At 71.4% G+C, this 21,521-nt stretch carries 22 protein-coding genes and 1 tRNA gene; 9 read left to right on the forward strand and 14 right to left on the reverse strand.

Going from position 1 to position 21,521, the window contains the following annotated elements; translation table 11 throughout:
• Positions 1-15 precede the first annotated feature (15 nt).
• Both ASL10_RS12870 and ASL10_RS12875 read left to right on the forward strand, forming a co-directional pair.
• Positions 16-97, forward strand: a tRNA-Leu gene (locus ASL10_RS12870).
• 111 nt (positions 98-208) lie between these two features.
• Complete coding sequence (locus tag ASL10_RS12875; RefSeq protein ID WP_056048583.1) at positions 209-916, forward strand: DedA family protein; 708 nt, start codon at positions 209-211, stop codon at positions 914-916.
• 63 nt (positions 917-979) lie between these two features.
• On the opposite strand, the gene ASL10_RS12880 is transcribed toward ASL10_RS12875, so the two are convergent.
• From ASL10_RS12880 to murI, 3 genes are all read right to left on the reverse strand, one after another.
• The gene (locus tag ASL10_RS12880; RefSeq protein WP_056048585.1) at positions 980-1,606 is read right to left on the reverse strand and encodes a non-canonical purine NTP pyrophosphatase; all 627 of its coding nucleotides are present in this window, start codon (positions 1,604-1,606) and stop codon (positions 980-982) included.
• Positions 1,603-2,349 carry a ribonuclease PH gene (gene rph / locus ASL10_RS12885; protein ID WP_043595412.1) on the reverse strand — a complete coding sequence of 249 codons (747 nt, stop codon included), beginning with the start codon at positions 2,347-2,349 and terminating at the stop codon, positions 1,603-1,605. The genes ASL10_RS12880 and rph overlap by 4 nt, the downstream gene beginning before the upstream one ends.
• A 72-nt stretch (positions 2,350-2,421) precedes the next feature.
• Positions 2,422-3,276 carry a glutamate racemase gene (murI, locus tag ASL10_RS12890; RefSeq protein WP_056049161.1) on the reverse strand — a complete coding sequence of 285 codons (855 nt, stop codon included), beginning with the start codon at positions 3,274-3,276 and terminating at the stop codon, positions 2,422-2,424.
• A 105-nt stretch (positions 3,277-3,381) separates the two neighbouring features.
• Between murI and ASL10_RS12895 the strand changes: the two genes are divergently transcribed.
• Positions 3,382-4,632, forward strand: coding sequence for a nicotinate phosphoribosyltransferase (locus ASL10_RS12895; RefSeq protein ID WP_056049164.1), 1,251 nt, complete (start codon positions 3,382-3,384; stop codon positions 4,630-4,632).
• A 13-nt stretch (positions 4,633-4,645) separates the two neighbouring features.
• Here the strand turns inward: ASL10_RS12895 and ASL10_RS12900 are convergent, their stop codons facing one another.
• From ASL10_RS12900 to ASL10_RS15670, 3 genes are read right to left on the reverse strand one after another with little or no spacing between them, the layout of a single operon-like run.
• Positions 4,646-4,906, reverse strand: coding sequence for a DUF3039 domain-containing protein (locus ASL10_RS12900; protein WP_056048588.1), 261 nt, complete (start codon positions 4,904-4,906; stop codon positions 4,646-4,648).
• 25 nt (positions 4,907-4,931) lie between these two features.
• Positions 4,932-6,497 carry a hypothetical protein gene (locus tag ASL10_RS12905; RefSeq protein ID WP_056048591.1) on the reverse strand — a complete coding sequence of 522 codons (1,566 nt, stop codon included), beginning with the start codon at positions 6,495-6,497 and terminating at the stop codon, positions 4,932-4,934.
• Positions 6,473-7,885 carry an ABC transporter ATP-binding protein gene (locus ASL10_RS15670; RefSeq protein ID WP_082460568.1) on the reverse strand — a complete coding sequence of 471 codons (1,413 nt, stop codon included), beginning with the start codon at positions 7,883-7,885 and terminating at the stop codon, positions 6,473-6,475. Before ASL10_RS15670 ends, ASL10_RS12905 begins: the two co-directional genes overlap by 25 nt.
• Positions 7,886-8,149: 264 nt before the next feature.
• Here ASL10_RS15670 and ASL10_RS12915 point away from each other — a divergent pair, with 264 nt between their 5' ends.
• The 5 genes from ASL10_RS12915 (at position 8,150) to ASL10_RS12935 (ending at position 11,731) form a co-directional block, all read left to right on the forward strand.
• Entirely contained in the window at positions 8,150-8,863 is a 714-nt protein-coding gene (locus ASL10_RS12915) for an NTP transferase domain-containing protein (RefSeq protein ID WP_056048594.1), read from the forward strand.
• 61 nt (positions 8,864-8,924) lie between these two features.
• A complete protein-coding gene (locus ASL10_RS12920) occupies positions 8,925-9,722 on the forward strand; it encodes an ABC transporter permease (RefSeq protein ID WP_173152684.1) in 798 nt (265 codons plus the stop codon).
• Entirely contained in the window at positions 9,722-10,483 is a 762-nt protein-coding gene (locus ASL10_RS12925; protein ID WP_056048596.1) for an ABC transporter ATP-binding protein, read from the forward strand. The genes ASL10_RS12920 and ASL10_RS12925 overlap by 1 nt, the downstream gene beginning before the upstream one ends.
• A 9-nt stretch (positions 10,484-10,492) precedes the next feature.
• The gene (locus ASL10_RS12930) at positions 10,493-11,296 is read left to right on the forward strand and encodes an EcsC family protein (RefSeq protein ID WP_235452818.1); all 804 of its coding nucleotides are present in this window, start codon (positions 10,493-10,495) and stop codon (positions 11,294-11,296) included.
• A gap of 153 nt (positions 11,297-11,449) precedes the next feature.
• Complete coding sequence (locus ASL10_RS12935; RefSeq protein WP_056048599.1) at positions 11,450-11,731, forward strand: hypothetical protein; 282 nt, start codon at positions 11,450-11,452, stop codon at positions 11,729-11,731.
• A gap of 50 nt (positions 11,732-11,781) precedes the next feature.
• On the opposite strand, the gene ASL10_RS12940 is transcribed toward ASL10_RS12935, so the two are convergent.
• The 6 genes from ASL10_RS12940 to ASL10_RS12965 form a co-directional block, all read right to left on the reverse strand.
• The gene (locus ASL10_RS12940; RefSeq protein WP_056048603.1) at positions 11,782-12,087 is read right to left on the reverse strand and encodes a helix-turn-helix domain-containing protein; all 306 of its coding nucleotides are present in this window, start codon (positions 12,085-12,087) and stop codon (positions 11,782-11,784) included.
• A 99-nt stretch (positions 12,088-12,186) separates the two neighbouring features.
• On the reverse strand, positions 12,187-13,491 hold the full coding sequence (locus tag ASL10_RS12945) for a CDP-glycerol glycerophosphotransferase family protein (RefSeq protein WP_157485495.1): 1,305 nt from the start codon (positions 13,489-13,491) through the stop codon (positions 12,187-12,189).
• A 52-nt stretch (positions 13,492-13,543) separates the two neighbouring features.
• Positions 13,544-14,431: a glycosyltransferase family 2 protein gene (locus ASL10_RS12950; RefSeq protein WP_056048607.1), complete on the reverse strand. Its 888-nt coding sequence runs from the start codon at positions 14,429-14,431 to the stop codon at positions 13,544-13,546.
• Positions 14,428-15,234, reverse strand: a complete 807-nt coding sequence (locus ASL10_RS12955) for a CDP-alcohol phosphatidyltransferase family protein (protein WP_056048611.1) — start codon at positions 15,232-15,234, stop codon at positions 14,428-14,430. The genes ASL10_RS12950 and ASL10_RS12955 overlap by 4 nt, the downstream gene beginning before the upstream one ends.
• A 6-nt stretch (positions 15,235-15,240) precedes the next feature.
• A complete protein-coding gene (locus ASL10_RS12960) occupies positions 15,241-16,284 on the reverse strand; it encodes a glycosyltransferase family 2 protein (RefSeq protein ID WP_056048614.1) in 1,044 nt (347 codons plus the stop codon).
• A 148-nt stretch (positions 16,285-16,432) separates the two neighbouring features.
• The gene (locus tag ASL10_RS12965) at positions 16,433-18,172 is read right to left on the reverse strand and encodes a S1C family serine protease (RefSeq protein ID WP_056048617.1); all 1,740 of its coding nucleotides are present in this window, start codon (positions 18,170-18,172) and stop codon (positions 16,433-16,435) included.
• 144 nt (positions 18,173-18,316) lie between these two features.
• On the opposite strand from ASL10_RS12965, the gene ASL10_RS12970 reads away from it, so the two are divergent.
• Positions 18,317-19,516: an aminotransferase class I/II-fold pyridoxal phosphate-dependent enzyme gene (locus ASL10_RS12970; RefSeq protein ID WP_056049175.1), complete on the forward strand. Its 1,200-nt coding sequence runs from the start codon at positions 18,317-18,319 to the stop codon at positions 19,514-19,516.
• Here the strand turns inward: ASL10_RS12970 and ASL10_RS12975 are convergent.
• Together ASL10_RS12975 and ASL10_RS12980 are read right to left on the reverse strand one after the other, a co-directional pair.
• The gene (locus tag ASL10_RS12975; RefSeq protein ID WP_056049178.1) at positions 19,502-20,368 is read right to left on the reverse strand and encodes a carbon-nitrogen hydrolase family protein; all 867 of its coding nucleotides are present in this window, start codon (positions 20,366-20,368) and stop codon (positions 19,502-19,504) included. The genes ASL10_RS12970 and ASL10_RS12975 overlap by 15 nt on opposite strands.
• A complete protein-coding gene (locus tag ASL10_RS12980; protein WP_056048620.1) occupies positions 20,365-21,459 on the reverse strand; it encodes a glycerate kinase in 1,095 nt (364 codons plus the stop codon). The genes ASL10_RS12975 and ASL10_RS12980 overlap by 4 nt, the downstream gene beginning before the upstream one ends.
• Positions 21,460-21,521: the final 62 nt, after the last annotated feature.

Here is a 21,521-nt window from a genome sequence, read left to right on the forward strand (position 1 = left end):
ACACTCGGTGCTGCCGCGGGAGTGGTGGAATTGGCAGACACGCAGGATTTAGGTTCCTGTGCTTTCGAGCGTGAGGGTTCAAGTCCCTTCTCCCGCACACAGAGCGCCGTAACGACGTGCCCCCTCCCGCCAGGGTTCACGTCCCTCCACCCGCACGGGTACCCTGAGCGAGACCGGCAGGCCGGCCACCACGACCGGAGAACACCCGATGCTGCCCCTCGTCTCCATCCCCTGGTTGAACCCCGAGTACCTGCTCACGTCCTTCGGACCGTGGGCCGTGCTCGGCGTCTGCCTGCTCGTCTTCGCCGAGACGGGCCTGCTGATCGGCTTCCTGTTCCCGGGTGACACGCTGTTGATCATCACGGGCATCCTCGCCGCGACGAACCCCGGCGCCCTCGGCCTGCCGATCTGGCTGATCGCGATCTTCATCAGCATCGCCGCGTTCGCCGGCGGCGAGCTCGGCTACCTCATCGGCCACAAGGTCGGCCCCCGCATCTTCGAGCGGAAGGAGAGCGGGCTGTTCAGCGTCGCGAACGTCAACCGCACGAACGCCTTCTTCGAGCGGTTCGGCCCGATGGCCGTCATCATCGCCCGGTTCGTCCCGGTGATCCGCACCTTCGCGCCGATCATGGCCGGAGTCGGCCACATGAGCTACCGGCGGTACTCGCTGTTCAACGCCGTCGGCGCCGTCGTCTGGGGCATGGGCATCACGTTGGCGGGCTTCGGCATCGGACACATCCCTCCCGTCGCGGACTTCGTCAGCTCGTACATCGACCTCATCCTGCTCGGGGCCGTGCTGGCGACGGTGATCCCCATCGCGATCCACTACTTCCACGGGGTGCACCAGGCCAAGAAGGCCGAGGCCTCGGGCGAGGTCGAGACGCCGCAGGTGTCGTCCGCGCCGCACGACGCCTGACCACCGCGGGCACCCAGGCGCCCGTCGGCCGATGGCCGAGGGCCCCGAGGAGGCGCGCGCGGCTCAGTCCGCGAGCGCGGCCACCCGGGGCGCGATCGCCCGGAACGCCCGGGAGCGATGGCTGACGGCGTTCTTCTCGTCCGCGGTGAGCTCGGCCGCGCTGCGGCTCTCGCCCTCGGGGCGGAACACGGGGTCGTAACCGTGCCCGTTCGAGCCGACCCGCGCCTCCAGCACCTCGCCGTGCCATTCGCCGTACTCGACGTGCTCGACCCACGCGCTCGCCTCGGGCGGCCCGTCGGGGCCTTCGGCACCGACGGGCGGCGGCACGACGAGGGCGGCGGCGCACGAGAACCACGCCGAGCGGTCGTCGGCCCCGTCGAGCTCGGCCAGCAGCTTGTCGATGTTGTCGTCCGCGTCGCGGGTGCCGGCGTAGCGCGCCGAGTGGATGCCGGGAGCCCCGCCGAGGGCCGCCGCCGAGATCCCGCTGTCGTCGGCGAGGGCGGGCAGCCCGGTGTGACGTGCTGCCGCACGCGCCTTGATCAGGGCGTTGGCCGCGAACGACTCACCGTCCTCGACCGGCTCGGGGCCGTCGTAGGCGACCAGCTCGACGCCCGGCGCCGTCTCGGCGAGCAGCAGTCGGAGCTCCGCCACCTTGCCCTGGTTGTGCGTGGCGATGACGACGCGGGTCATCGGCCGAGTGCCTCGCGCTGGAAGCGGCTCAGGTCGACGGCGCCGGCGACGGCGAGGTCGAGCAACGAGTCGAGCTCGCGACGGTCGAACGGCGCGCCCTCGGCCGTGCCCTGCACCTCGACGAACGATCCGCTGCCCGTGACGACGACGTTCATGTCGGTCTCGGCCCGGACGTCCTCGACGTAGGCGAGGTCGAGCATCGGCTCGCCGTCGATGATGCCCACCGAGACGGCGGAGACGCTGTCGGTCAGGGGCGTGGCCTTCTGCCCGACGAACTTCTTCTCGCGCCCCCACTCGATCGCCTGGGCGAGGGCGACGTAGGCACCCGTGATCGCGGCGGTGCGGGTGCCGCCGTCCGCCTGCAGGACGTCGCAGTCGAGGACGATCGTGTTCTCTCCGAGGGCCTTGGTGTCGACCACGGCGCGGAGGCTGCGGCCGATCAGGCGCGAGATCTCGTGCGTGCGACCGCCGATCTTGCCCTTGACGCTCTCGCGGTCGTTGCGCGAGTTGGTGGCCCGGGGCAGCATCGCGTACTCGGCCGTGACCCAGCCCTTGCCCTTGCCGGTCAGCCAGCGGGGCACGCCGTTCGTGAAGGACGCCGTGCAGAGCACCTTCGTGCCGCCGAAGGTGATGAGGGCGCTGCCCTCGGCGTGGGCGCTCCACCCGGTCTCGATCGTGACGGGGCGCAGGTCGGTCGTGCTGCGCCCGTCGGCGCGGACGGTCGTGCTCGTGGTGTCGGTCATGGTGCCTTCTCTCGGCTGGGGATGGACGGTGGCGGGCGGGGTCGTCGACCCCACGGGCGCAGGAGGCGCGGGTCAGGTCCGCTCGACGGTGCGGCGGCCCGGGGGCAACTCGATCGCCCCCGTCTCGAGGTGCCCGACGCGCGAGACCTCGGGACCCAGGAACCGGCGGGCCAGGCGCAGGAACGACTTCTCGTCGGGCCCGGTCGCCTCGAACTCGTGGTGCGGCTCGCCCCGGTCGGTGCGCTCGAGCCCGTGCTGGACGAGGGTGCGGTAGACGTCGGCTGCCGTCTCTTCCGCGCTGGACACGAGACGGACGTCGGGGCCCACGACGTACTGGACGGCCGCCGACATGAGGGGGTAGTGGGTGCAGCCCAGGACGAGGGTGTCGATGCCGGCGTCGCGCAGCGGGGCGAGGTACCCCTCGGCGACTGCCCGCAGCTCGGGGCTCGACGTGTCGCCCGCCTCGACGAACTCGACGAAGCGGGGACAGGCCTGCGTGATCAGCTCGAGACCCGCGGCCGCCGCGAACGCGTCCTCGTAGGCACGCGAGTTGATCGTGCCCTCGGTGCCGATGACGCCGATGCGGCCGTTGCGCGTCTGCTGCACCGCCGCGCGCACGGCGGGCTGGATCACCTCGACGACGGGGATGCCCGCGCCGATCGTGTACCGCTCCCGGGCGTCGCGCAGCACCGCGGACGAGGCGGTGTTGCAGGCGATGACCAGCAACTTGACGCCCTGGGCGACGAGGTCGTCCATCACGGCGAGGGCGTAGCCGCGCACCTGGGCGATCGGCTTCGGCCCGTACGGCGAATGGGCCGTGTCGCCGACGTACCGGATCGACTCGTGGGGCAGCTGGTCGATGATCGCCCTCGACACGGTCAGCCCGCCGACGCCGCTGTCGAAGACTCCGATGGGTGCGTCCGTCACGACCACGAAGCCTACCCGGCGCGAGCCGCGACCCCCTCGACGACCGGGCGAGCCTAGGCTGGCGGAGTGACCAGCGCGCTGTTGACCGACCGGTACGAACTCACCATGGTGGAGGCCGCCCTCAAGGCGGGCACGGCCCACCGCGACAGCGTGTTCGAGGTGTTCGCGCGACGCCTGCCCGAGGGGCGGCGCTACGGCATCGTCGCGGGCACCGGTCGGTTCCTCGAGCTGCTCGCCGACTTCCGTTTCGGCGACGACGAGGTGGCCTGGCTGCGCGAGGCGGGGGTTGTGGACGCGACGACCGCCGACTGGCTGGCCGACTACCGGTTCTCGGGCGACATCTGGGGTTACGCCGAGGGCGAGGTCTACCTGCCGGGGTCGCCGCTGCTGGTCATCCAGTCGACGTTCGCCGAGGCCGTGCTGCTCGAGACCCTGGCGCTGAGCGTCTTCAACTACGACTCGGCCGTGGCCAGCGCGGCGGCGCGCATGGTCTCGGCCGCCGACGGTCGCCCGCTCGCCGAGATGGGCTCACGGCGGACGGGCGAACGCAGCGCCGTGGCCGCGGCCCGGGCCGCCTACATCGCGGGCTTCGGTGCCACGAGCAACCTCGAGGCCGGCCGGTCGTGGGGCGTCCCGACGATGGGCACCGCCGCCCACGCGTTCACCCTGTTGCACGACACCGAGGAGGACGCCTTCCGCGCCCAGGTCGACACCTTGGGGCCGGGCACCACCCTGCTCGTCGACACCTACGACATCCCCGAAGCCGTGGCCACGGCCGTCCGGGTCGCCGGACCGTCGCTCGGGGCGGTGCGCATCGACAGCGGCGACCTGCCGTCGCTGGTGGGGCAGGTCCGCGCTCAGCTCGACGAGCTCGGCGCGACGGCGGCGAAGATCACCGTCACGAACGACCTGGACGAGTACACGATCGCCGCCCTGCGCGCGGCCCCGGTCGACTCGTTCGGCGTCGGCACCTCGGTCGTCTCGGGATCGGGCCACCCGGCCGCCGGCATGGTCTTCAAACTGGTCGCCCGTCGCGGCGACGACGGCGACTGGGTCTCCGTGGCGAAGAAGTCGGCCGACAAGGCCTCCGTGGGAGGACGGAAGTCCCCCGTGCGCGTCATCGTGGACGGGGTCGCCACCCGCGAGCTCATCCGCATCGGGTCGTCGGAGACGGCGGCCGGGGAGCGATCGCTGCACGTCCCGCTCGTCACGGCCGGCGAGATCGATGCCCGGCACACCGGGCCGGAAGGTGTCGCCCGCGCGCGCCTCCACCGGGCCGCGGCCGTGGCAGAGCTACCCGACCAGGCGCTACGGCTGGGTCGTGGCGAGCCGGTCGTGCCGACCGTCTACGCCTGATCAGGCGCCCACATCACTCGGACGTCATCTTCTCGTAGATCTCCCTGCAGGTCGGGCACACCGGGAACTTCTCGGGGTCGCGACCAGGCGTCCATTTCTTGCCACAGAGCGCCTTGACGGGCTTGCCGCTCAGCGCGGACTCCATGATCTTGTCCTTCTTCACGTAGTGCGAGAAGCGCTCGTGGTCGCCCGGGTCGATCGCCTCGTCGTTCAGGAGCTTCTCGAGCTCGCGGTCCATGACGTCGAGGCCGCCGCCCGTCTGCGTGTCAGTCATGCAGACATCGTACGTCGACCTCGTCTCAGCTGCGGAGGGCGAACGCCAGCAGCTCGGGAGCCCGCCGCGAGAAGACCCGGGCGCCCAGGGCGACACCCGCGACCAGCACGACGAGTCCGATGCCGACGCCGAGGACCAGCGCCCACGTGCCGCCCGCGGCGTAGCCCGTGATGAGCCCGCGACCGGCGAACCAGAGGGCGGGTGCCGTGACGAGGACGGCTCCCCCGATCATGACGGTCTGCGCCCAGGCCGCGGTCGCGCCGTTCGACTGCGGCTGCTGGAACGGGTCGTCGTGCGGTCGGACCGTGGCGTACGGCAGGAGGGCCGACACCAGGCTCGAGAGACCGAGGCCGCTGAGGAGGAAGCCGGCGCTGACCCCCAGCTCGGACGGCAGGGCCTGCCAGTCGCCGAACAGCCAGGTGGCGACGACCGACCCGAGCACCACGAGCGGGACGCCGATCAGCAGAGGAGGCGCGAGTCGCCCCACCCGGTCCGCCAGACCCCGCGTGTCGGACGCCACGTGCATCCAGAGCGCCGTGCTGTCGTAGGCGACGTCGTTGTGTGGCAGGAACCCCAGGATCAGGCACATGATCGGCACCGGGACGAGGGCCAGCCAGTTCCAGCTGACACCCGCGATGCCGAGGGGGACGACGAGCAGCGGGAGGAACGGGATGATGACGAGCGACATGCGGTAGCGGGCGTCGCGCATCCAGTAGGTGAGGCTGCGGCCCGCGACGGCTCCGGTCGGCGAGGCCCTGACGTACTCGAACCACCCGAGTCCGTCGCCGTCGTCGACCTCCTCGGGCTCGGGTCGGTCGACGAACGCACGCGCGACGAGTGCCCGCCAGGCGAGCCAGAGCGCCACGAGCGTGACGGCGGCGATGACGACGTCGGCCACGACGCGACCGGTCTGACCTGCGGCGACGTGACCGGGGAGCGCCAGCGCGGCTCCGAAGGGAGTCCAGGCGAGGGCGTCCGCGACGACGCCGCTGCCCGAACGGCCGGGCAACGAGAGACGGACGAGGTCGACGATCACGGGCACGGCGAGCAACACGACGAGCACGGCACCGACGAGTGCGAGCTCGCGACCGCGTCGGGAGGTCAGGACGACGCTGTTCAGCGTCGAGGCCACGAGGGCCAGCAACAGCGCGGTGACGCCGGCGACGAGTGCCCCCACGACCGCGACGGCGGCGACGCCGGTGCCCTCGCCCCAGGCCCGGACGTATCCGGTCGAGAGGACCAGCAGGGCCAGCGTGGGGAGTCCGACCGCGGCACCGAGCGCGAGTCCGATCGCCGCCCGCCCCTCGGGCACGCCGAGGACGGCGAGGCGGCGGGGGTCGCTCCAGGCAGGACGGACGGTCGCGAAGGGGACGACGGCGAATCCGACCAGCAAGAGGGCTCCCCCGCCGACCGCGAGGGCGCGCACGTCGTCGAGGGGCGCATCACGCAGGCCGCTCACGAGGCTCGCGACCGCGATGGTCGCGATCAACACGGCCAGCACGGACGCGACGGCGACGGTCAGTCGGCGGGGCCCGAAGCGGACCGTGTTGCCGATCGTCTGGAGCCTCAGTCGGAGAAGTTCTGCAACCATTCCATGCCCTCCGTGACCGCGCGCCCGCCGGCGAGCTCGACGAACCGCTGCTCGAGGGAGCGTCCGGCCCGCACCTCGTCGACCGTGCCGCTGGCGAGCACGTGGCCGTCGACGATCACCGCGACGCTGTCGCAGATGCGCTCGACGAGGTCCATGCTGTGGCTCGAGAGCAGCACCGTCCCACCCCCGGCCACGTAGCGCTGCAGGACGTCCGTCACGGTCGCGGCCGAGACGGGGTCGACCGATTCGAAGGGCTCGTCGAGGACGAGGACCCGGGGCGAGTGGATGATCGCGGCGGCCAGGGCGATCTTCTTCGTCATGCCCACGGAGTAGTCGCTGACGAGACGACCGAGCGCGTCGTGGAGCCCGAACGCGGTGGCGAGGTCGGAGGAGCGCTTGCGCGCCGTCACGCCGTCGAGCCCCCGCAGGGTCGCGGAATAATAGAGGAGCTGGGCACCCGTCAGCCGGTCGAAGAGCCGCAGGCGGTCGGGGAGGACGCCGAGGCTTCGCTTCGCCGCGGCCGGGTCGCGCCAGACGTCGGCCCCGAGGACGGTCACGGTGCCGGCGTCGGGACGCAGGAGACCGGTCACGATCGACAGGGTCGTCGTCTTGCCGGCCCCGTTCGGACCGACGATGCCGTAGAACGACCCGGCCCGCACCTCGAGATCGACGTTCTCGACGGCGACCGTGCCGCCGTAGCGCTTCATGAGCCCCGAGATCGACAGCACGACGGGCGCCTCGACGTCGACCTGACGGGTCGGTCGGACGTCGCCCTCGCTGTCGAGGGCCTCGGCGGCCTCGACGTCGTCGGCCTCGGTCTCGGCCTCGGGGACCTCGACGGTGGCCTCGTCGTCCGGGGCGGTCGCGCCGGCGGTCGTCGGTGCGTCGGCGGCGAGCGCGTCGTCCGGGGCGACCGCCGATTCCTCCTCGGCCGTCAGGGCGTCGCCGAAGTAGTCGTCGGCCGAGACGGGCACGACGACCGTACCGTCCGTCGTGGCACCCGCATCGGCGAGTTCGGCGACGACCTCTTCTTCCGCGGCCTTCGCCGCCGCCTCGGCCCGGGCGCGCGCGTTCGCGGCACGGGTCGCCGCTGCCTTCTTGGCCGCCGCCGACCGGTCGGCGGCGGTGCGCTGCGAGGGTTTGCGGGGCGACGCGGGCTTCCGGGGTGCCGGGGGCTTGCGCGCGGTCGACGACTTCGTCACCGGGACGCGGGGCGTCGCGGCCCCCGTCGACTCAGCCGTCCCCTCGGCCACGTCCCCCGCGGTCGTCGAGTCGTCGTCCACTGTGTTCTCCCCCTGGTCGGACGCGCCCACCGCTCCGACCGTGTCGTCACCCGGTGTCGAGTCGGGGGCGATGTCACCCACTTCGTCCTCGCGCCGTCCAGCCATCGCCCCACCGTACCAAGGCCGCGACGCCGACCGGTCGACGGGTGACTCATATCACGAAACGGACACGCTTCGGGCACGGTCCCTGGCCGCTCCTGGCCCCATCGGGTAGTCTGCAACAGCACGACGACGTGTCCAGATCGATGCTCCGCGGTGAACACCGCTCGAACACGAGGCGAATCGCACCCAGAGACGGGTCCGGTCCGCACCGCCGGGGCCACCGCAGAGCCCGTCCCGCATGGGCTCGCCCCTTGTGAGGAGACCAGCGTGAGCAAGAACGACACGAACCACCGCCAGCAGATCGTCATCCTGGCCGCCGGGCTCGGCAGCCGCCTCGGCCGCTCGTTGCCCAAGGCACTGACCGAGCTCAGCGACGGCCGCACCATCATGCAGCAGCAGTTCGACAACATCCGGGACGCCTTCGGGCCCGACGCCCGGGTGACCGTCGTCGTGGGCTACAAGTTCGAGCACATCGTCGAGGCGTTCCCGTCGGCCTCGTTCGTCTACAACGAGATGTACGACCAGACCAACACGTCGAAGAGCCTGCTCCGCGCCCTGCGGGCCAGCGCCTCCGGTGGCGTCCTGTGGATGAACGGCGACGTCGTCTTCGACCCCACGGCCCTGACTCGCGCGGCCCGCCTGGTCCGCGACGACCAGTCGTTCGTCACCGTCAACACCTCGAAGGTGTCCGACGAAGAGGTCAAGTACACGACCGACGCCGAGGGCTACATCGCCGAGTTGTCGAAGCAGGTCAAGGGTGGTCTGGGCGAGGCCGTCGGCATCAACTTCGTGTCGAAGGCCGACAAGGCGACGCTCATGCACCAGCTCTCGAAGGTCGACAACCAGGACTACTTCGAGCGTGGCATCGAATTGGCCATCGGCCAGGACGGGCTACGCTTTGAGCCCGTGGACATCTCCGACCTCTACGCCGTCGAGGTCGACTTCGCCGAAGACCTCGAGCGCGCGAACCTGTTCGTCTGAACCGAGCCGTCTCCCGACGGCTGCGCGCCGGTGCCTGGTGTCCTGAACGAGAAGGACGTCCGTGAGCACTGACCTGGCCGAACGGCCCCGTCGTAGCGGCTTCGCGCGGTACCGACAGACGCTGTGGCTGCTGACGAGCCGCGACCTCAAGGTCCGGTACTCGACGTCGAAGCTCGGCTACTTCTGGTCGATCCTCGACCCGCTCGTCATGTCGGGCATCTACTTCTTCGTCTTCTCGGTCGTCTTCAAGCGGTCGGTCGGCGACGAGCCGTACATCGTCTTCCTGCTCTCGGGCCTCCTGCCCTGGATGTGGTTCAACGGGGCGGTGTCCGACAGCACCCGGGCGTTCATCCGCGAGGCGAAGCTCGTCCGGTCGACCAAGATCCCCCGGACGATCTGGGTGTTCCGGCTCGTCGGCTCGAAGGGCATCGAGTTCACCCTCAGCCTTCCCGTCCTGGCCTTGTTCGCCGTCGTGGGCGGCGCGCACCTGCAGTGGCAGGTGGTGTTCTTCCCCCTGGCCATGGTCATGCAGACCGTGCTCGTCGCCGGGGTGGGGCTGATCGTCGCGCCGCTCGTCGTGTTCTTCCGCGACCTGGAGCGCGCCACGAAGCTCGCCCTCCGGTTCGCCTTCTACGCCTCGCCCATCATCTACGGCACCCAGGACCTCCCCGAGAGCCTCCACCTGCTGGCGGCGTTCAACCCGTTGAGCGGCATCTTCGGCCTCTACCGGTCGGCGTTCTTCCCGGAACAGTTCGACCTCACCGAGGTGCTGGTCGGCGGAGGCGTGTGCGTCGTGGTCCTGGCGGTCGGGCTGCTCGTCTTCCGAGCCAGCGAACGTGCCGTCCTGAAGGAGATCTGATGACCATCGCCGGACCTCGCCCCGTGATCCGCGTCGACGGGGTCGGCATCCGCTTCCGCCGCAACCGACGTGGCCGACGGTCGTTCAAGGACCTCTTCGCCGACAGCGGCAGGCGGTCCCGGCCGGGCGAGTTCTGGGCCCTGCGCGACATCAGCTTCGAGGTGCAGCCGGGCGAGGCCATCGGCGTCGTGGGACGCAACGGCCAGGGCAAGTCGACGTTGCTGAAGCTGGTGGCCGAGGTGATCCTGCCCGACACCGGCACCGTCGAGGTGACGGGCGGCGTCGCGCCGCTCATCGAGATCACCGGTGGCTTCGTCGCCGACCTCACCGTCCGGGAGAACGTGTACCTGACCGCCGGCCTGCACGGCATGTCCCGCCCCGAGATCGACCGGCGCTTCGACGAGATCATCGAGTTCGCCGAGATCGGCGACTTCGTCGACACGCCCTACAAACACCTCTCGAGCGGAATGAAGGTCCGCATCGCGTTCGCCGTCATCTCGCGGCTCGAGGAGCCCGTCGTGCTGGTCGACGAGGTGCTCGCCGTGGGCGACAAGGCGTTCCGTGAGAAGTGCTACGCCCGGATCGGCGAGATGCTCGCCGACGGTCGCACGCTCTTCCTCGTGTCGCACAACGAACGCGACCTCAAACGATTCTGCCGACGGGGCCTCTACCTCGACAAGGGCGCCCTGGTGTTCGACGGCCCACTCGACGACGCCCTGGCCCGGTACGCCACCGATCACCCTCCCCGCCCCTCGGCGTAGGGTCGAGGGGTGCCCGAACGCAGTCAGCCCCACAGCCCCGACCACGACGCCTCGACGGCGGACGGACGACTCGTCGCCCGTGACGCCGGGAACTCGACCGAGTACCACTACCAGACGTCCGCGCCCGACAGGTCCGAGGACACCGCCTGGGTGCGCCGTCTCGACAAGCTGCTGGCCGTCCAGCGTCCGGTGGTCGTCAAGCACGTCGCCACGCTGCGCCGTCGGCACAAGAAGGCGACACCACAGAAGCTGATCACCATCCTCGAACGCGAGTACCTCGCCGCGGTGACGACCGGCGGGGCCGCCGTCGGGGCCAGCGCCGTGATCCCCGGTGTCGGCTGGGGCGTGTCGTTGGCCCTCTCGGGTGTCGAGACCGCGGGCTTCCTCGAGGCGAGCGCCCTCTTCGCGCAGTCCGTGACCGAGGTCCACGGCATCGCCGTCTCGGACCCCGACCGCGCCCGGGCCCTCGTCATGGCGATGCTGCTCGGCGGCCCGGGTGCCAGCCTCGTCCGACAGTTCGCGGGCGAGGCCATGGGGACGGCCCCGGCCAGGACCGCGTTCTGGGGTGAGCTCGTGACCTCCAAGCTGCCCAAGGCGGCGATGAGTGGCCTGACCGACACGATCCGCAAGCAGTTCATCCGACGGTTCGCCGCGTCGCAGGGGGCTTCCGTCCTCGGCAGGGCCCTCCCGTTCGGCATCGGTGCCGTCGTCGGAGGGACGGGCAACCACCTCCTCGGACGCAAGGTCGTCACGACGGCCCGCACGGCGTTCGGTGCGGCCCCTGCCGAATTCCCCCTCGACCTGTCGCTCTGACCGTTCCCCTCGCCAGGGCGACCCGGCGTCCGCGAGGCGGCCACGCGGGCCTCGCGCGAGGCGGCGACCCGTCCCGCGACGGGTCCTCCCCAGTCAGCCGTCGTCCACAAGAACGCGCGTCGACCCGCGTCGGTCGCTCCTAGGGTCGACGACATGACGACGTCGACCCTTGCCTACACCGTTCCCTTCAGCCTCGACCGCTCCCGCGCCCCCCGCGTCTACCGGCTGGTCAACGACTCCCCCGAGACCGTGACCGGCGTCAGGGTCACCCTGGTGGGCACCGGGCTCCTCGTCCCCGTCGCGACCACCCGTCTCGACCCCGACCACTCCGTCGACCTCTGCGTGCTGGGCGTCGAACTGAGCCGGAGTGCGATCGCCGTCGTGCGATGGTTCCGGCCCGGCGGCGACGAGTACCTCTGGCGGTTCAGTTTCTGAGCCTGGTCGTCGGAACCCTGGCCGACGAGCCCTTCCCGTGAGGTGGCGGGTCAGCTGCTGAGCCGAGCGCGTCTCTCGGCGACGTAGTCCGCAGCCGTGAAGGCCTCGAGGACGGGCGGCAGGTGATCGGCCCCGAGGTCGGTGACCAGCACGCCCGGGTCGACCCCGAGCACGACGGCGAGACGGACGATCGTGTGCAACACGGGGTTGCCGATGCCGCGCTCGATCTTTCCGTAGTTGGACACGTTCATGCCCGCGAGGTGCGCCACCTCGTCCTGGCTCAGCCCGAGGCGCAGACGCTCGTCACGGATGCGTTCTCCGAAGAGGCGGGCGGCGGCGGACGTCGGTTCAGGCATGCCTCATGGATACGCTGCTCAGCGTCTGACATCCAGAGTCCACGGCACCGAGACATGAAAGCCCTGGTGCCTCAGACCCCTCGAGTGCGGTGCCGGGGGTCAGAGGTCGGACGCCTCCGCGTCGCCGGCCTCCTGGTCGGCGTCGCCCGCCGAACCGGTCGAACGCGGGTCGTCGGTCGACGGCCGGCGCGCCGCGTAGTCGTCACGCAGCTGCACGAGGCGCGCCACCGCGCTCTCGAACCGATGCGTGGCCGCTCCGGGCGACGTGTCACCGAAGTGACGACGGACCCAGTGCTCGAGGCGACCCCGCGCCTCCGGATCGTCGACGACCCGATCGACGAGGGCGACGATGTCGCCCGCACCGTCGGCCGTCAACCACTCGGCGTCACCGAGGTAGCCCGATTCGTCGACGTCGGCCTCGACGGCGACCGGACGGGTCACGACGAGGGGACGGCCCGTGGCGAGGCGGTCGTAGACCATCGCCGAGATGTCGGTCACGGCGACGTCGGCCGCGGCCAGTTGCCAGCCGAGCTCGGGCCCCACGTCGTGGACGTGGTGGGCGTCGGGATCACGCGCGTTCGCCTCGCCGAGGGCCCGGATGATCGCCTCGTGCGCCCGCCGGTACTCGGGGTCGAGCACGCCGCTTCGCGGATGCGCCCGGTAGACGACCCGGTGACGCCCCGACGCCAGCAGGGCCCTGACGAGGGCGAGGCCGTGCGTCGCGATCGACCCGTACGCGGCCGCGGGACGGTCACCCTCCCAGGTCGGGGCGTAGAGCACGACGAGGCGGTCGTCGTCGGGGTAGGGCACCTCGCCCGAGAAGTGGTCGGCCTGCGGGCGTCCGATGGGCACGGCGCGCTTCTCGAGGTCGTAGTCCCAGAGCTTGGCGGCGAGGCGGTCCTTGGCGGCGTCGCCCGCGACGAAGGCGTAGTCGTAGGCCTTGAACTGGTTCGTCGTCATGTACATCTTGTCGCTCTCGCCGTGGTTGACGAAGACGTGCCACATGCGGCCGTACCGCATCATCTGGAAGTTCTTGGCGTTCTGGTTGACGTACAGGGTCAGGGCCAGCGGCTGAGCGGCGACGAAGTCCTCGAGGTCGGCCACCTTGCGGGCGTAGACCAGCGGTACCGGGCTCTCGTCGAGCATGGTCACCATGGTGCCCGGCGAACGGACGACGATGGCGACGGGGAAGGTCTCGGCCAGGTGGGCGAGAGGCGCGTACCACTGGCGGATCTGGTACATGTTGACGGCCGTGTCGGCGAAGTACACGGCGACGCGCACGGTGCCCGGAGCCGGCGTCACCGCGACCCGCGGGTCGCGCTCCAGCCGACGTCGACTGCTGCGGGAACGGACGGCCCGGCGGGCGAGGCTCCAGGCGAGCCCCAGGTCTCGGGTCAGCGGCACATGCCCTCCTCGGGTCGGTCCGTCACCCGATCGGCGCCGGACCCCGGAAAGCCTAGAGGACCGGAGGTCGACCGGCCCTGGACATGCGGAGGACCGTTACCCAACCGATGGAGCGTCGACCGCCCGGCGCCTCTCGCCACCCCTCCACCCAGCCCGCGAACCAGGGCCGCAGGCGCTGCGGGGTGCGTGCCCAGCGCAGCAGCTGGACCCCCGTCCAGGAGGCGACGTAGACGGGGACCAACGGCCAGGGCAGGTTGCGCTTGGCGAGCCAGACCCGGTTCCGGGCGTTCAGACGGTAGTAGTCCGCGTGGCGCGCCGGGTCGATGGCCGGGTGGTTCGCCACGAGCGAGCCCTCGTACCAGGTGCGCCTGCCCTGGGCCCAGACCCGCCACGCCAGCTCGATGCCCTCGTGCGCGTAGAAGTACGGCTCCCCCCAGCCGGTGCAGGCGTCGAAGACGTCGCGGGGCAGCAGGGTGGCCCCCTCCCAGACGGAGAACACGTCGCTCGAGCGGCGAGGGTCGCCCTTGCGCAGTCGAGGCGTCCAGCGGCGGGGGTTCGCGGCGCCGTCGGGGTCCACGACCCGCGGCTGCAGGAGCCCGATCTCGGGTCGGGCCCGCATCAACGCGACGGCGTCGGCGAGGAACCGCTCGGAGGGCAGGCTCGCGTCGTCGTCGAGGAAGAAGATCCACTCGCCCGAGACCGCTTCGGCTCCTCGGTTGCGGCCGGCGGGGATGCCCACGTTCTCGGCGAGTTCGAGCAGACGGACCCCGGTCGGGACCTCGACCTCGGCGGTCGCGGCGTCTCGTCCGTTCACCACGCAGACGACGTCCAGCTCGACGTCGCGCTGGGCCAGCATCGTGGCCAATCCCCGAGCCAGGTCGCGCGGACGTCGCCCCTGGGTCAGGCTCACGACTCCGACCCGGGGCCGGACCTCGCTCAGGAGCGCACCCGCTTCGACGCCATGATGGCGACGAAGTGGCCGACCAACGCCAGCACCGACAGCGGGAGCAGGGCGACGAGCAGGACGCGGTCGGCGGTGACACCGCCCACGACGAGGCCGACGATCGCGGCCAGGAAGACGAGCATCGTCAGCTCGACCGAGTGGTACAGCCGATGGAACGGCACGAAGCGCGCGGCGCTGCGCAGTCGGGACAGGAGGCGCCCGCTCGGTTGGGTCGCGCCTCCTCGTTTGTCTTCGAGCCGGGCGAGGCCCGCGTTCGCCCGGGCGACGTGGACCATGTCGTTGAGGGCCTTGTTGAGCACGATCACGAGGGCCAGGGCGAAGCCGGCGGTCGTCCAGAGGAAGTCGTCCGGGGTCTCGAAGGGGAATCCGGCGGCACGGACGCCCAGCACGATCGGGATGAGCGCCTCGGTCGAGTAGTGGCCGACCTTGTCGAGGAAGACCCCGGCCGGCGAACTCGTTCCGCGCCAGCGGGCCACCTCGCCGTCACAGCAGTCGACGAGCATCTGCAGCTGGCCCAGCACGAGGGCGAGCAGGGCACCGGTGATGCCCGGCACGAGCAGCGACAGGGCGGTGCACCAGCCGACGAGGATCATCAACCCGGTCACGCCGTTCGCCGAGACGCTGGTCTTGAGCAGCCACCAGGTCAGGTAGGGCGAGACGTCGCGCAGGTACAGCGAGGCCGTCCAGTGCTCGGCGTTCGCGCGGCTGCGCACCTCGGGCGGCTGGGCGACGCGTCGCAGCTCGGCGATCGAGCTCGGTCTGGTGGGCAGCGCGGTCATCGGCGGCTACCTTCCGGTCTGGGCGGTGATGTTCTTCGTGAGGTCGAGGAAGCCGAGCACGAAGCCGACGCCCCACCCGAAGTGGATGGAAGGCAAGACTACGAGAAACCAGAGCCGGGTGCGGAGGTCGTCGCCGCGGGCGGCGAGCAGAGCGGCCGCGAGCACGAAGACGACGTAGACACCGGGTACGACGAGGGCGAGCGTGGCCCACCCGAGGGCGGTGCCGAGGGCGAGGCCGACCAGGCCGGTCAGGCCGACCACCAGGCCGAGCGCCACGCCGAGCACCATGGCGGGAGGGACCAGGTACCGCATGGTGTTCGCCTTGGGGAAGCGTCGGGCCAGTTCACCCCGCCAGAGCCCGGTGGCGACGAACTGGCGCGCCAGCTTGCGCAGGCTCGGTCGCGGACGGTAGGTCACCACGAGCCGAGGGGTGAACCAGACCGTGCCGCCCGTGGCCCGGAGCCGGCGGTTGAGCTCCCAGTCCTGACCGCGCTTGACGCCCTCGTCGAAGAGGCCGACCTCGATCAGACGGTGCCGCAGGAACACCCCCAGGTAAGCCGTGTCGGTCGGCCCCTCGGCCCCACCGACGTGGTGCGGCGTCCCACCGAGGCCGACCCGACTGCCGTAGGCGCGGGCGACGGCCTTCTCGAAGGGGGTGCGCCCGACGGCGGCCATGATGCCGCCCACGTTGTCGGCCCCACTGCGTTCGAGGGTCTCGACCGCGATGCGCGTGTAGTCGCGAGGCAGCACCGAGTGGGCGTCGACGCGGACCGTGACGGGGTGGACCGACGCCCGGATGGCCACGTTGAGCCCGGCAGGGGTCGATCCGACGGGGTTGGGGATGCTGCGGACACGCGGGTCGGCCGCCGACATCTCGGCCACGACCTCGTTCGTGCGGTCGACGCTCGGACCCAGGGCCAGGATCACCTCGAACGGGCCTTCGTAGTCCTGGTCGAGCAGGCTCTCGACCGCCGCCCGGATCTCGTGCTCTTCGTTGAGGACGGGCATGACGTACGAGACACCGGGTCGGGTGGCGTCGCCTGCTTGCATGGATCGCGTTCCTCGGGCTCGTGAGCGCCGGGGAGGCGCGGGTCGGGACTGCGGACGGCCGCAGGGATCGTGGCGAGCTTAGCAACACCCCAACGGGGGTCGGGACGCCGTCGCGTCCCGACCCCCGCCGCACCGACCGGGCAGAGCCTCAGGAGGTCAAGGTGTCGAGGGTCACCTTCGTGGTGTCGGTCTTCCCGTCCCGGACGTAGGTGAGGTCGGCCGTCGCGCCACCGGCGAGGAACCGGACCTGCGCCGTGAGGTCCGTCCGGTCGCTGATCGGCACGCCGTTGAACTCGGTCACGACGTCGCCCTGCCGCAGGCCGGCGTTCTGCGCCGCACCACCAGGGCTCAGCTGGACGATGAGCGCCCCGACCCGGGTGGCGGCCGCGTCGCTCGTGGCGTCGTTCACGCTGGCGCCGAGGAGGCCGTGGCTGGCCTTCCCGTTCGCCATGATCTCTTTGGCGACGCGCTGCACGAGGTTCGACGGCACCGAGAACCCGACGCCGATGCTGCCGGACGATTCTCCGGAACTGGCGATGGCGACGTTGAGGCCGATCAGCTCTCCTTGCGAGTCGAGCAGCGCACCGCCCGAGTTGCCCGGGTTGATGGACGCGTCGGTCTGGATGACCGGCAGCGAGATGACCGAGCTGGCCTGGTTCTGCGCGCCGCCGTCCCCGTTGTTGAAGGAGAAGGGCCCCTGGCCGTTGTTGTCGTTCTGCTGGCCCTGGTCGCTGCCGTCCGTCGGGGCGGCCGAGGACTGCACGGTGATGCTGCGGTTGAGGGTCGAGACGATGCCGTCGGTCACCGTGTTCGACAGACCGAGCGGTGCGCCGATGGCCACGGCGGTGTCGCCGACGTTCAGCTCCGACGAGTCGGCGAAGGCGATGGGGGTGAGCCCGGTCGCGTCGACCTTCAGCACGGCGAGGTCGACGGTGGGGTCGAGGCCCACGACCTCGGCCGGCAGGATGCTGCCGTCGCTGAGCGTGACGGTGACGGAACCCGACGCACTCGCCCCGTCGAGGGTGACGACGTGCGTGTTCGTGACGATGTAGCCGTCGTCGCTCAGGATGACGCCCGAGCCGGTGCCGCCGGACTCGCCCGCCGTCACGTTGATCGTGACGACCGACTTCGTGGCCTTCGCCGCCACCGCCGTGACGACCGTCGCGTCGTCGTAGTCGTTGACCGTCAGGTCTCGCGACTGACCCGTGGCCGAGACGCCGGCCCCGGAGTCGCGGGACAGCACCGCGGCGACGCCGCCGCCCGCCGCGCCTCCGACGAGGACGCCGACCAGGAGGGCCGCCGCGACGGACCCCGCACCACGCCGGCTCTTCTTCGGTTTCTCCGCAGGCGCCCGCCAACCAGCCGCTGCGTACGACTTCGTCGTGTCGTACGCGAACGCCGACGGGTCGGAGTCCGGCTGCCGATAGGGGTCGGTCCCGGCCTGCTGGTAGGAGGACGGCTGCTGGTACGACCCGGGTTGCTGGTAGGAGGACGGCTGCTGGTACGAACCGGGCTGCTGGTAGGAACCGGGTTGCTGAGGGTCCCCGGACTGCTGGTACGAACCCATCTGCTGGTACGAACCGGGCTGCTGGTAGGGACCCGCCTGCTGGTGAGACGACGGATGCGGGAACGAGCCGGGTCGAGGCTGCGAGTCGTCGTTCCGGCGCCCGTCGGGGCCGGACTCGAACTCGCCCGCTCGCGGCGTGCTGCCGGGGAGAGGCGGAGCACCGTAGGTGACGCCCTGGTCCGCCGGGTACGGCGTCGTGGGCTGGGCACCGTCGTTCGTGGCCCGGTCGTCGCCCGGGACGCCCTGCGAACCGGCGGCGGTGCCCTCGGGCGTGCGCGGTGCGCCGTCGTCGGCGTCGTCGTGGCGGGGGGTGTCGGTCATGGTGCTCCTTCCAAGCCCTGACAGCCTGGTCGCCCAAGCTGGGCGGATCATACGGCGAGCCTGTGAGCGGACTGCGCCCAGCTTATGCGGCGGCTGGACGGGACCTCCCCCGAGCCCCTCCAGCGCGGCTACGGTGACGGGATCATGACTCCTCAAGCACCCTGGCAACGCGCGGCGAGCGGCGCCATGCTCCTCGACGGCGCCGGTCGACTCGCCCCGACCATATTCGCCGAGATGTCGGCGCTCGCCACGGCGACGGACAGCATCAACCTCGGGCAGGGGTACCCCGACGAGGACGGCCCGGTCGAGGTCCTCGAGGCGGCGCACGAGGCACTGCGCTCGGGCCTCAACCAGTACCCGCCGGGCCGGGGCATGCCCGTCCTCCTCGACGCCGTCGCCGCCCACCAGAGGCGGTTCTACGGCATCGACCTCGATCCGCGACGCGAGGTGCTCGTGACCGCGGGGGCGACCGAGGCGCTGGCGGCCACGATCCTGGCCTTCGTCGACCGCGGTGACGAGGTGGTGACGCTCGAGCCCTTCTACGATGCCTACGGAGCCGTCATCGGGCTCGCGGGCGGCGTCCACGTCACCGTCCCGCTCCGGGGTCCGGACTCGGTCGTCGACCCGGACGAACTGCGGCGGGCCTTCGGACCGCGCACCCGCCTCGTCGTGCTGAACGACCCGCACAACCCCACGGGCAGCGTCCTCGACGACGCGACCAGGCGCCTCCTGCTCGAACTCGCCGTCGAGCACGACGCGCTCGTCGTCACCGACGAGGTCTACGAGCACCTGCTCTTCGACGGAGCGGCACACGTGCCGTTCGCCACCCTGCCCGGGGCGGCGGCCCGGACGATCAGCATCTCGTCGGGAGGCAAGACCTTCAACACGACGGGGTGGAAGATCGGCTGGCTGACCGGTCCGGCCGAACTCGTCGACCGCATCGTCGCCGTCAAGCAGTACCTGACCTTCGTGAACGGCTCGGTCTTCCAGCCCGCGATCGCCGTCGGACTCGGACTTCCCGACGCCTACTTCGACGGGATCGCTCGCACGCTGGCCCACAAGCGAGACGTGCTGTCGGACGGGCTGCGTCGGGCCGGCTTCGCGGTGCGCGCGAGCCGCGGCTCGTACTTCGTGGTCGCCGACGCCGCTCCGCTGGGGTTCGACGACGCGGCCGAGCTCTGCCGGCGCCTCCCGGAATCGGTCGGAGTCGTCGGGTTGCCGATCAGCGCCTTCTGCCACCCGGCGCTCGCCGCCGAGCAGTCGTCCCTCGTCCGCTTCGCCTTCTGCAAGCGCGTCGAGGTGCTCGAGCAGGCCGCGGCCCGACTCGCGTCACTCTCGGTCTGAGCGCTCCGTGGAGGTCTCGCCGGCCCCCACGCGGCGCGGGACCACGTCGTACCGACGCAGGGCCAGGGACGGGTTCAGGCGCCGCACGGCGGCGATCCGGTCGGCCGAGACCCCGGCCACTGCCATGACGTCGACCTCGTCCCCGACCGAGGCGACGGCCACGCCCGTCGGGTCGACGATCGTGCTGCAGCCCACGCCGATCGGCGGTGCGTGGTCCGCGGCGGCGACGTACACGGTGTTCTCGAGCGCACGAGCGGTCAGGAGGGTCGTCCAGTGGTGCTGCTTGAGCGGCCCGCGCACCCATTCGGCCGGCATCAGGACGACGTCGGCCCCGGCGTCGACGAGCGTCCGCGTGACCTCGGGGAACCGCAGGTCGTAGCAGGTCTGCAGACCGAAGACGAGCCCGCCGACCTCGAAGGTCGCGGCGACGGCCAACGGGCCCGGCACGATCCACCGGGACTCCTGCCCACCGAACGCGTCGTAGAGGTGCTGCTTCGAGTAGCGGGCGACGACGCCCCGACCGGGCGCCACGGCCACGAGCAGGTTCTCGAACCGGGCCGGGTCGGGCGAGACGGCGACGAGGCCGGCGACGACCACGACGCCGAGCCGGTCGGCCAGCGCGGTCAGATGGCGCACGAAGGGCCCGTCCGTCGATTCCGCGGCCTCGAGGTACGCCGGGCCCAGGTCGGGGGAAAAATACGACGAGTACTCAGGGAAGACCGCCACCTGTGCTCCGCGGCGGACCGCCTCCTCGGTGAGGTCCGTGATGGTCCGCCGGTTGCTCGCCGGGTCGTCGCCGGGTGCGGTCTGCACGACCGCGACGACGACCTCGGGTGTCCTGCCGGCGCTCATCGCGCCCACCGCCCCGCCACCTGGGCGGCGGCCTCGCCCACCCAGTAGGAGGCGCGGGTCGTGGACTCGGCGACGCCCCCGGCCATCTGCGTGGTCGAGACGACGTCCGCGAAGCCGTCCGCAGGCGCGTCGACCGAACCGGCGACCAGGACGACGGGGACTCCGACGGCGTCGGCCATCCGACGCACGAGCGACACGGTCTTCCCGGCGGCGGTCTGACCGTCGAACGATCCTTCTCCGGTGACGACGACGTCACCGTGGGCCAGTGCCTCGGCGAGACGGACCGTCTCGGCGACGGCGACCGCTCCGGGTTGCAGACGGGCACCCCAGGCGAGCAGACCGAAACCCGTTCCTCCTGCGGCCCCGGCCCCGGGCGTCGTGGGATCGACGTCGACGAGGCTCGCGAAACGCTCGAGCCCCTGCTCGAGTGCGAGGACGTCGTCGACGGAGGCACCTTTCTGCGGCCCGAACACGGCCGCGGCACCGTCGGGTCCGAGCAGGGGGCTGTCGACGTCGACCAACAGCGTGACGCCGTCGGGCGGAAGGGCGATGAGACCCGTCAGATCGACTCGGGCGGCTGTCGTGAGGCCGTGGTTGCCCGAGGCGACGAGCTCCCCCAGGGAATCCACGATGCGGGCACCGAGGATCGTCAGAGCGCCCGCTCCCCCGTCCGTCGACGCGCTGCCTCCGAGGCCGACGACGAGCCGGGTGGCTCCGGCGTCGACGGCCGCACGGATGACGCCACCCAGTCCGCGGGTGTTCGCGTCGTGCGGCGCGGGCGAGCTCAGCAGGCCGAGCCCGCAGGACGAGGCGAGCTCGACGACGGCCGTGCCGTCGGGCAGCGTGAGCCAGGGGGCGTCGACCGGGCGGCCGTCAGGGCCCTCCACGACGCTCTCGTGGCGGACGCTCCCGGGGCACGCCCGCTCGAACGCGTCGAGGGTGCCCTCGCCGCCGTCCGCCAAGGGCAGGGTCACGACGACGTCGTCCGGCCGTGATCGTGACCAGCCGGCGGCGAGTGCCGCCGCCACCTCGGGTGCGCCGAGGGTTCCCTTGAACGAATCGGGCGCGATGACCACCCGGAGTCTCGACATGCCTCAACCTTGGCATGATCGGCGGCCGGGGCACAGACCCGATCACGCGCACGAGGACACGA

It is taken from the genome of Frigoribacterium sp. Leaf8, assembly GCF_001421165.1.
In the GTDB taxonomy this organism is placed as follows: Bacteria; Actinomycetota; Actinomycetes; order Actinomycetales; family Microbacteriaceae; genus Frigoribacterium.

Bases quoted from the DNA above. Each gene is read 5' to 3' on its own strand.
- ASL10_RS12900 (WP_056048588.1), bottom strand. From the start codon at position 4,906: ATGACTGACACGCAGACGGGCGGCGGCCTCGACGTCATGGACCGCGAG.
- ASL10_RS12965 (WP_056048617.1), bottom strand. From the start codon at position 18,172: ATGACCGACACCCCCCGCCACGACGACGCCGACGACGGCGCACCGCGC.
- ASL10_RS12940 (WP_056048603.1), bottom strand. From the start codon at position 12,087: ATGCCTGAACCGACGTCCGCCGCCGCCCGCCTCTTCGGAGAACGCATC.
- ASL10_RS12875 (WP_056048583.1), top strand. From the start codon at position 209: ATGCTGCCCCTCGTCTCCATCCCCTGGTTGAACCCCGAGTACCTGCTC.
- ASL10_RS12895 (WP_056049164.1), top strand. From the start codon at position 3,382: ATGGTGGAGGCCGCCCTCAAGGCGGGCACGGCCCACCGCGACAGCGTG.
- ASL10_RS12975 (WP_056049178.1), bottom strand. From the start codon at position 20,368: ATGAGCGCCGGCAGGACACCCGAGGTCGTCGTCGCGGTCGTGCAGACC.
- ASL10_RS12960 (WP_056048614.1), bottom strand. From the start codon at position 16,284: ATGCAAGCAGGCGACGCCACCCGACCCGGTGTCTCGTACGTCATGCCC.
- ASL10_RS12925 (WP_056048596.1), top strand. From the start codon at position 9,722: ATGACCATCGCCGGACCTCGCCCCGTGATCCGCGTCGACGGGGTCGGC.
- ASL10_RS12905 (WP_056048591.1), bottom strand. From the start codon at position 6,497: ATGGTTGCAGAACTTCTCCGACTGAGGCTCCAGACGATCGGCAACACG.
- ASL10_RS15670 (WP_082460568.1), bottom strand. From the start codon at position 7,885: ATGGCTGGACGGCGCGAGGACGAAGTGGGTGACATCGCCCCCGACTCG.
- rph (WP_043595412.1), bottom strand. From the start codon at position 2,349: ATGACCGACACCACGAGCACGACCGTCCGCGCCGACGGGCGCAGCACG.
- ASL10_RS12880 (WP_056048585.1), bottom strand. From the start codon at position 1,606: ATGACCCGCGTCGTCATCGCCACGCACAACCAGGGCAAGGTGGCGGAG.
- ASL10_RS12970 (WP_056049175.1), top strand. From the start codon at position 18,317: ATGACTCCTCAAGCACCCTGGCAACGCGCGGCGAGCGGCGCCATGCTC.
- ASL10_RS12980 (WP_056048620.1), bottom strand. From the start codon at position 21,459: ATGTCGAGACTCCGGGTGGTCATCGCGCCCGATTCGTTCAAGGGAACC.
- ASL10_RS12935 (WP_056048599.1), top strand. From the start codon at position 11,450: ATGACGACGTCGACCCTTGCCTACACCGTTCCCTTCAGCCTCGACCGC.
- ASL10_RS12955 (WP_056048611.1), bottom strand. From the start codon at position 15,234: ATGACCGCGCTGCCCACCAGACCGAGCTCGATCGCCGAGCTGCGACGC.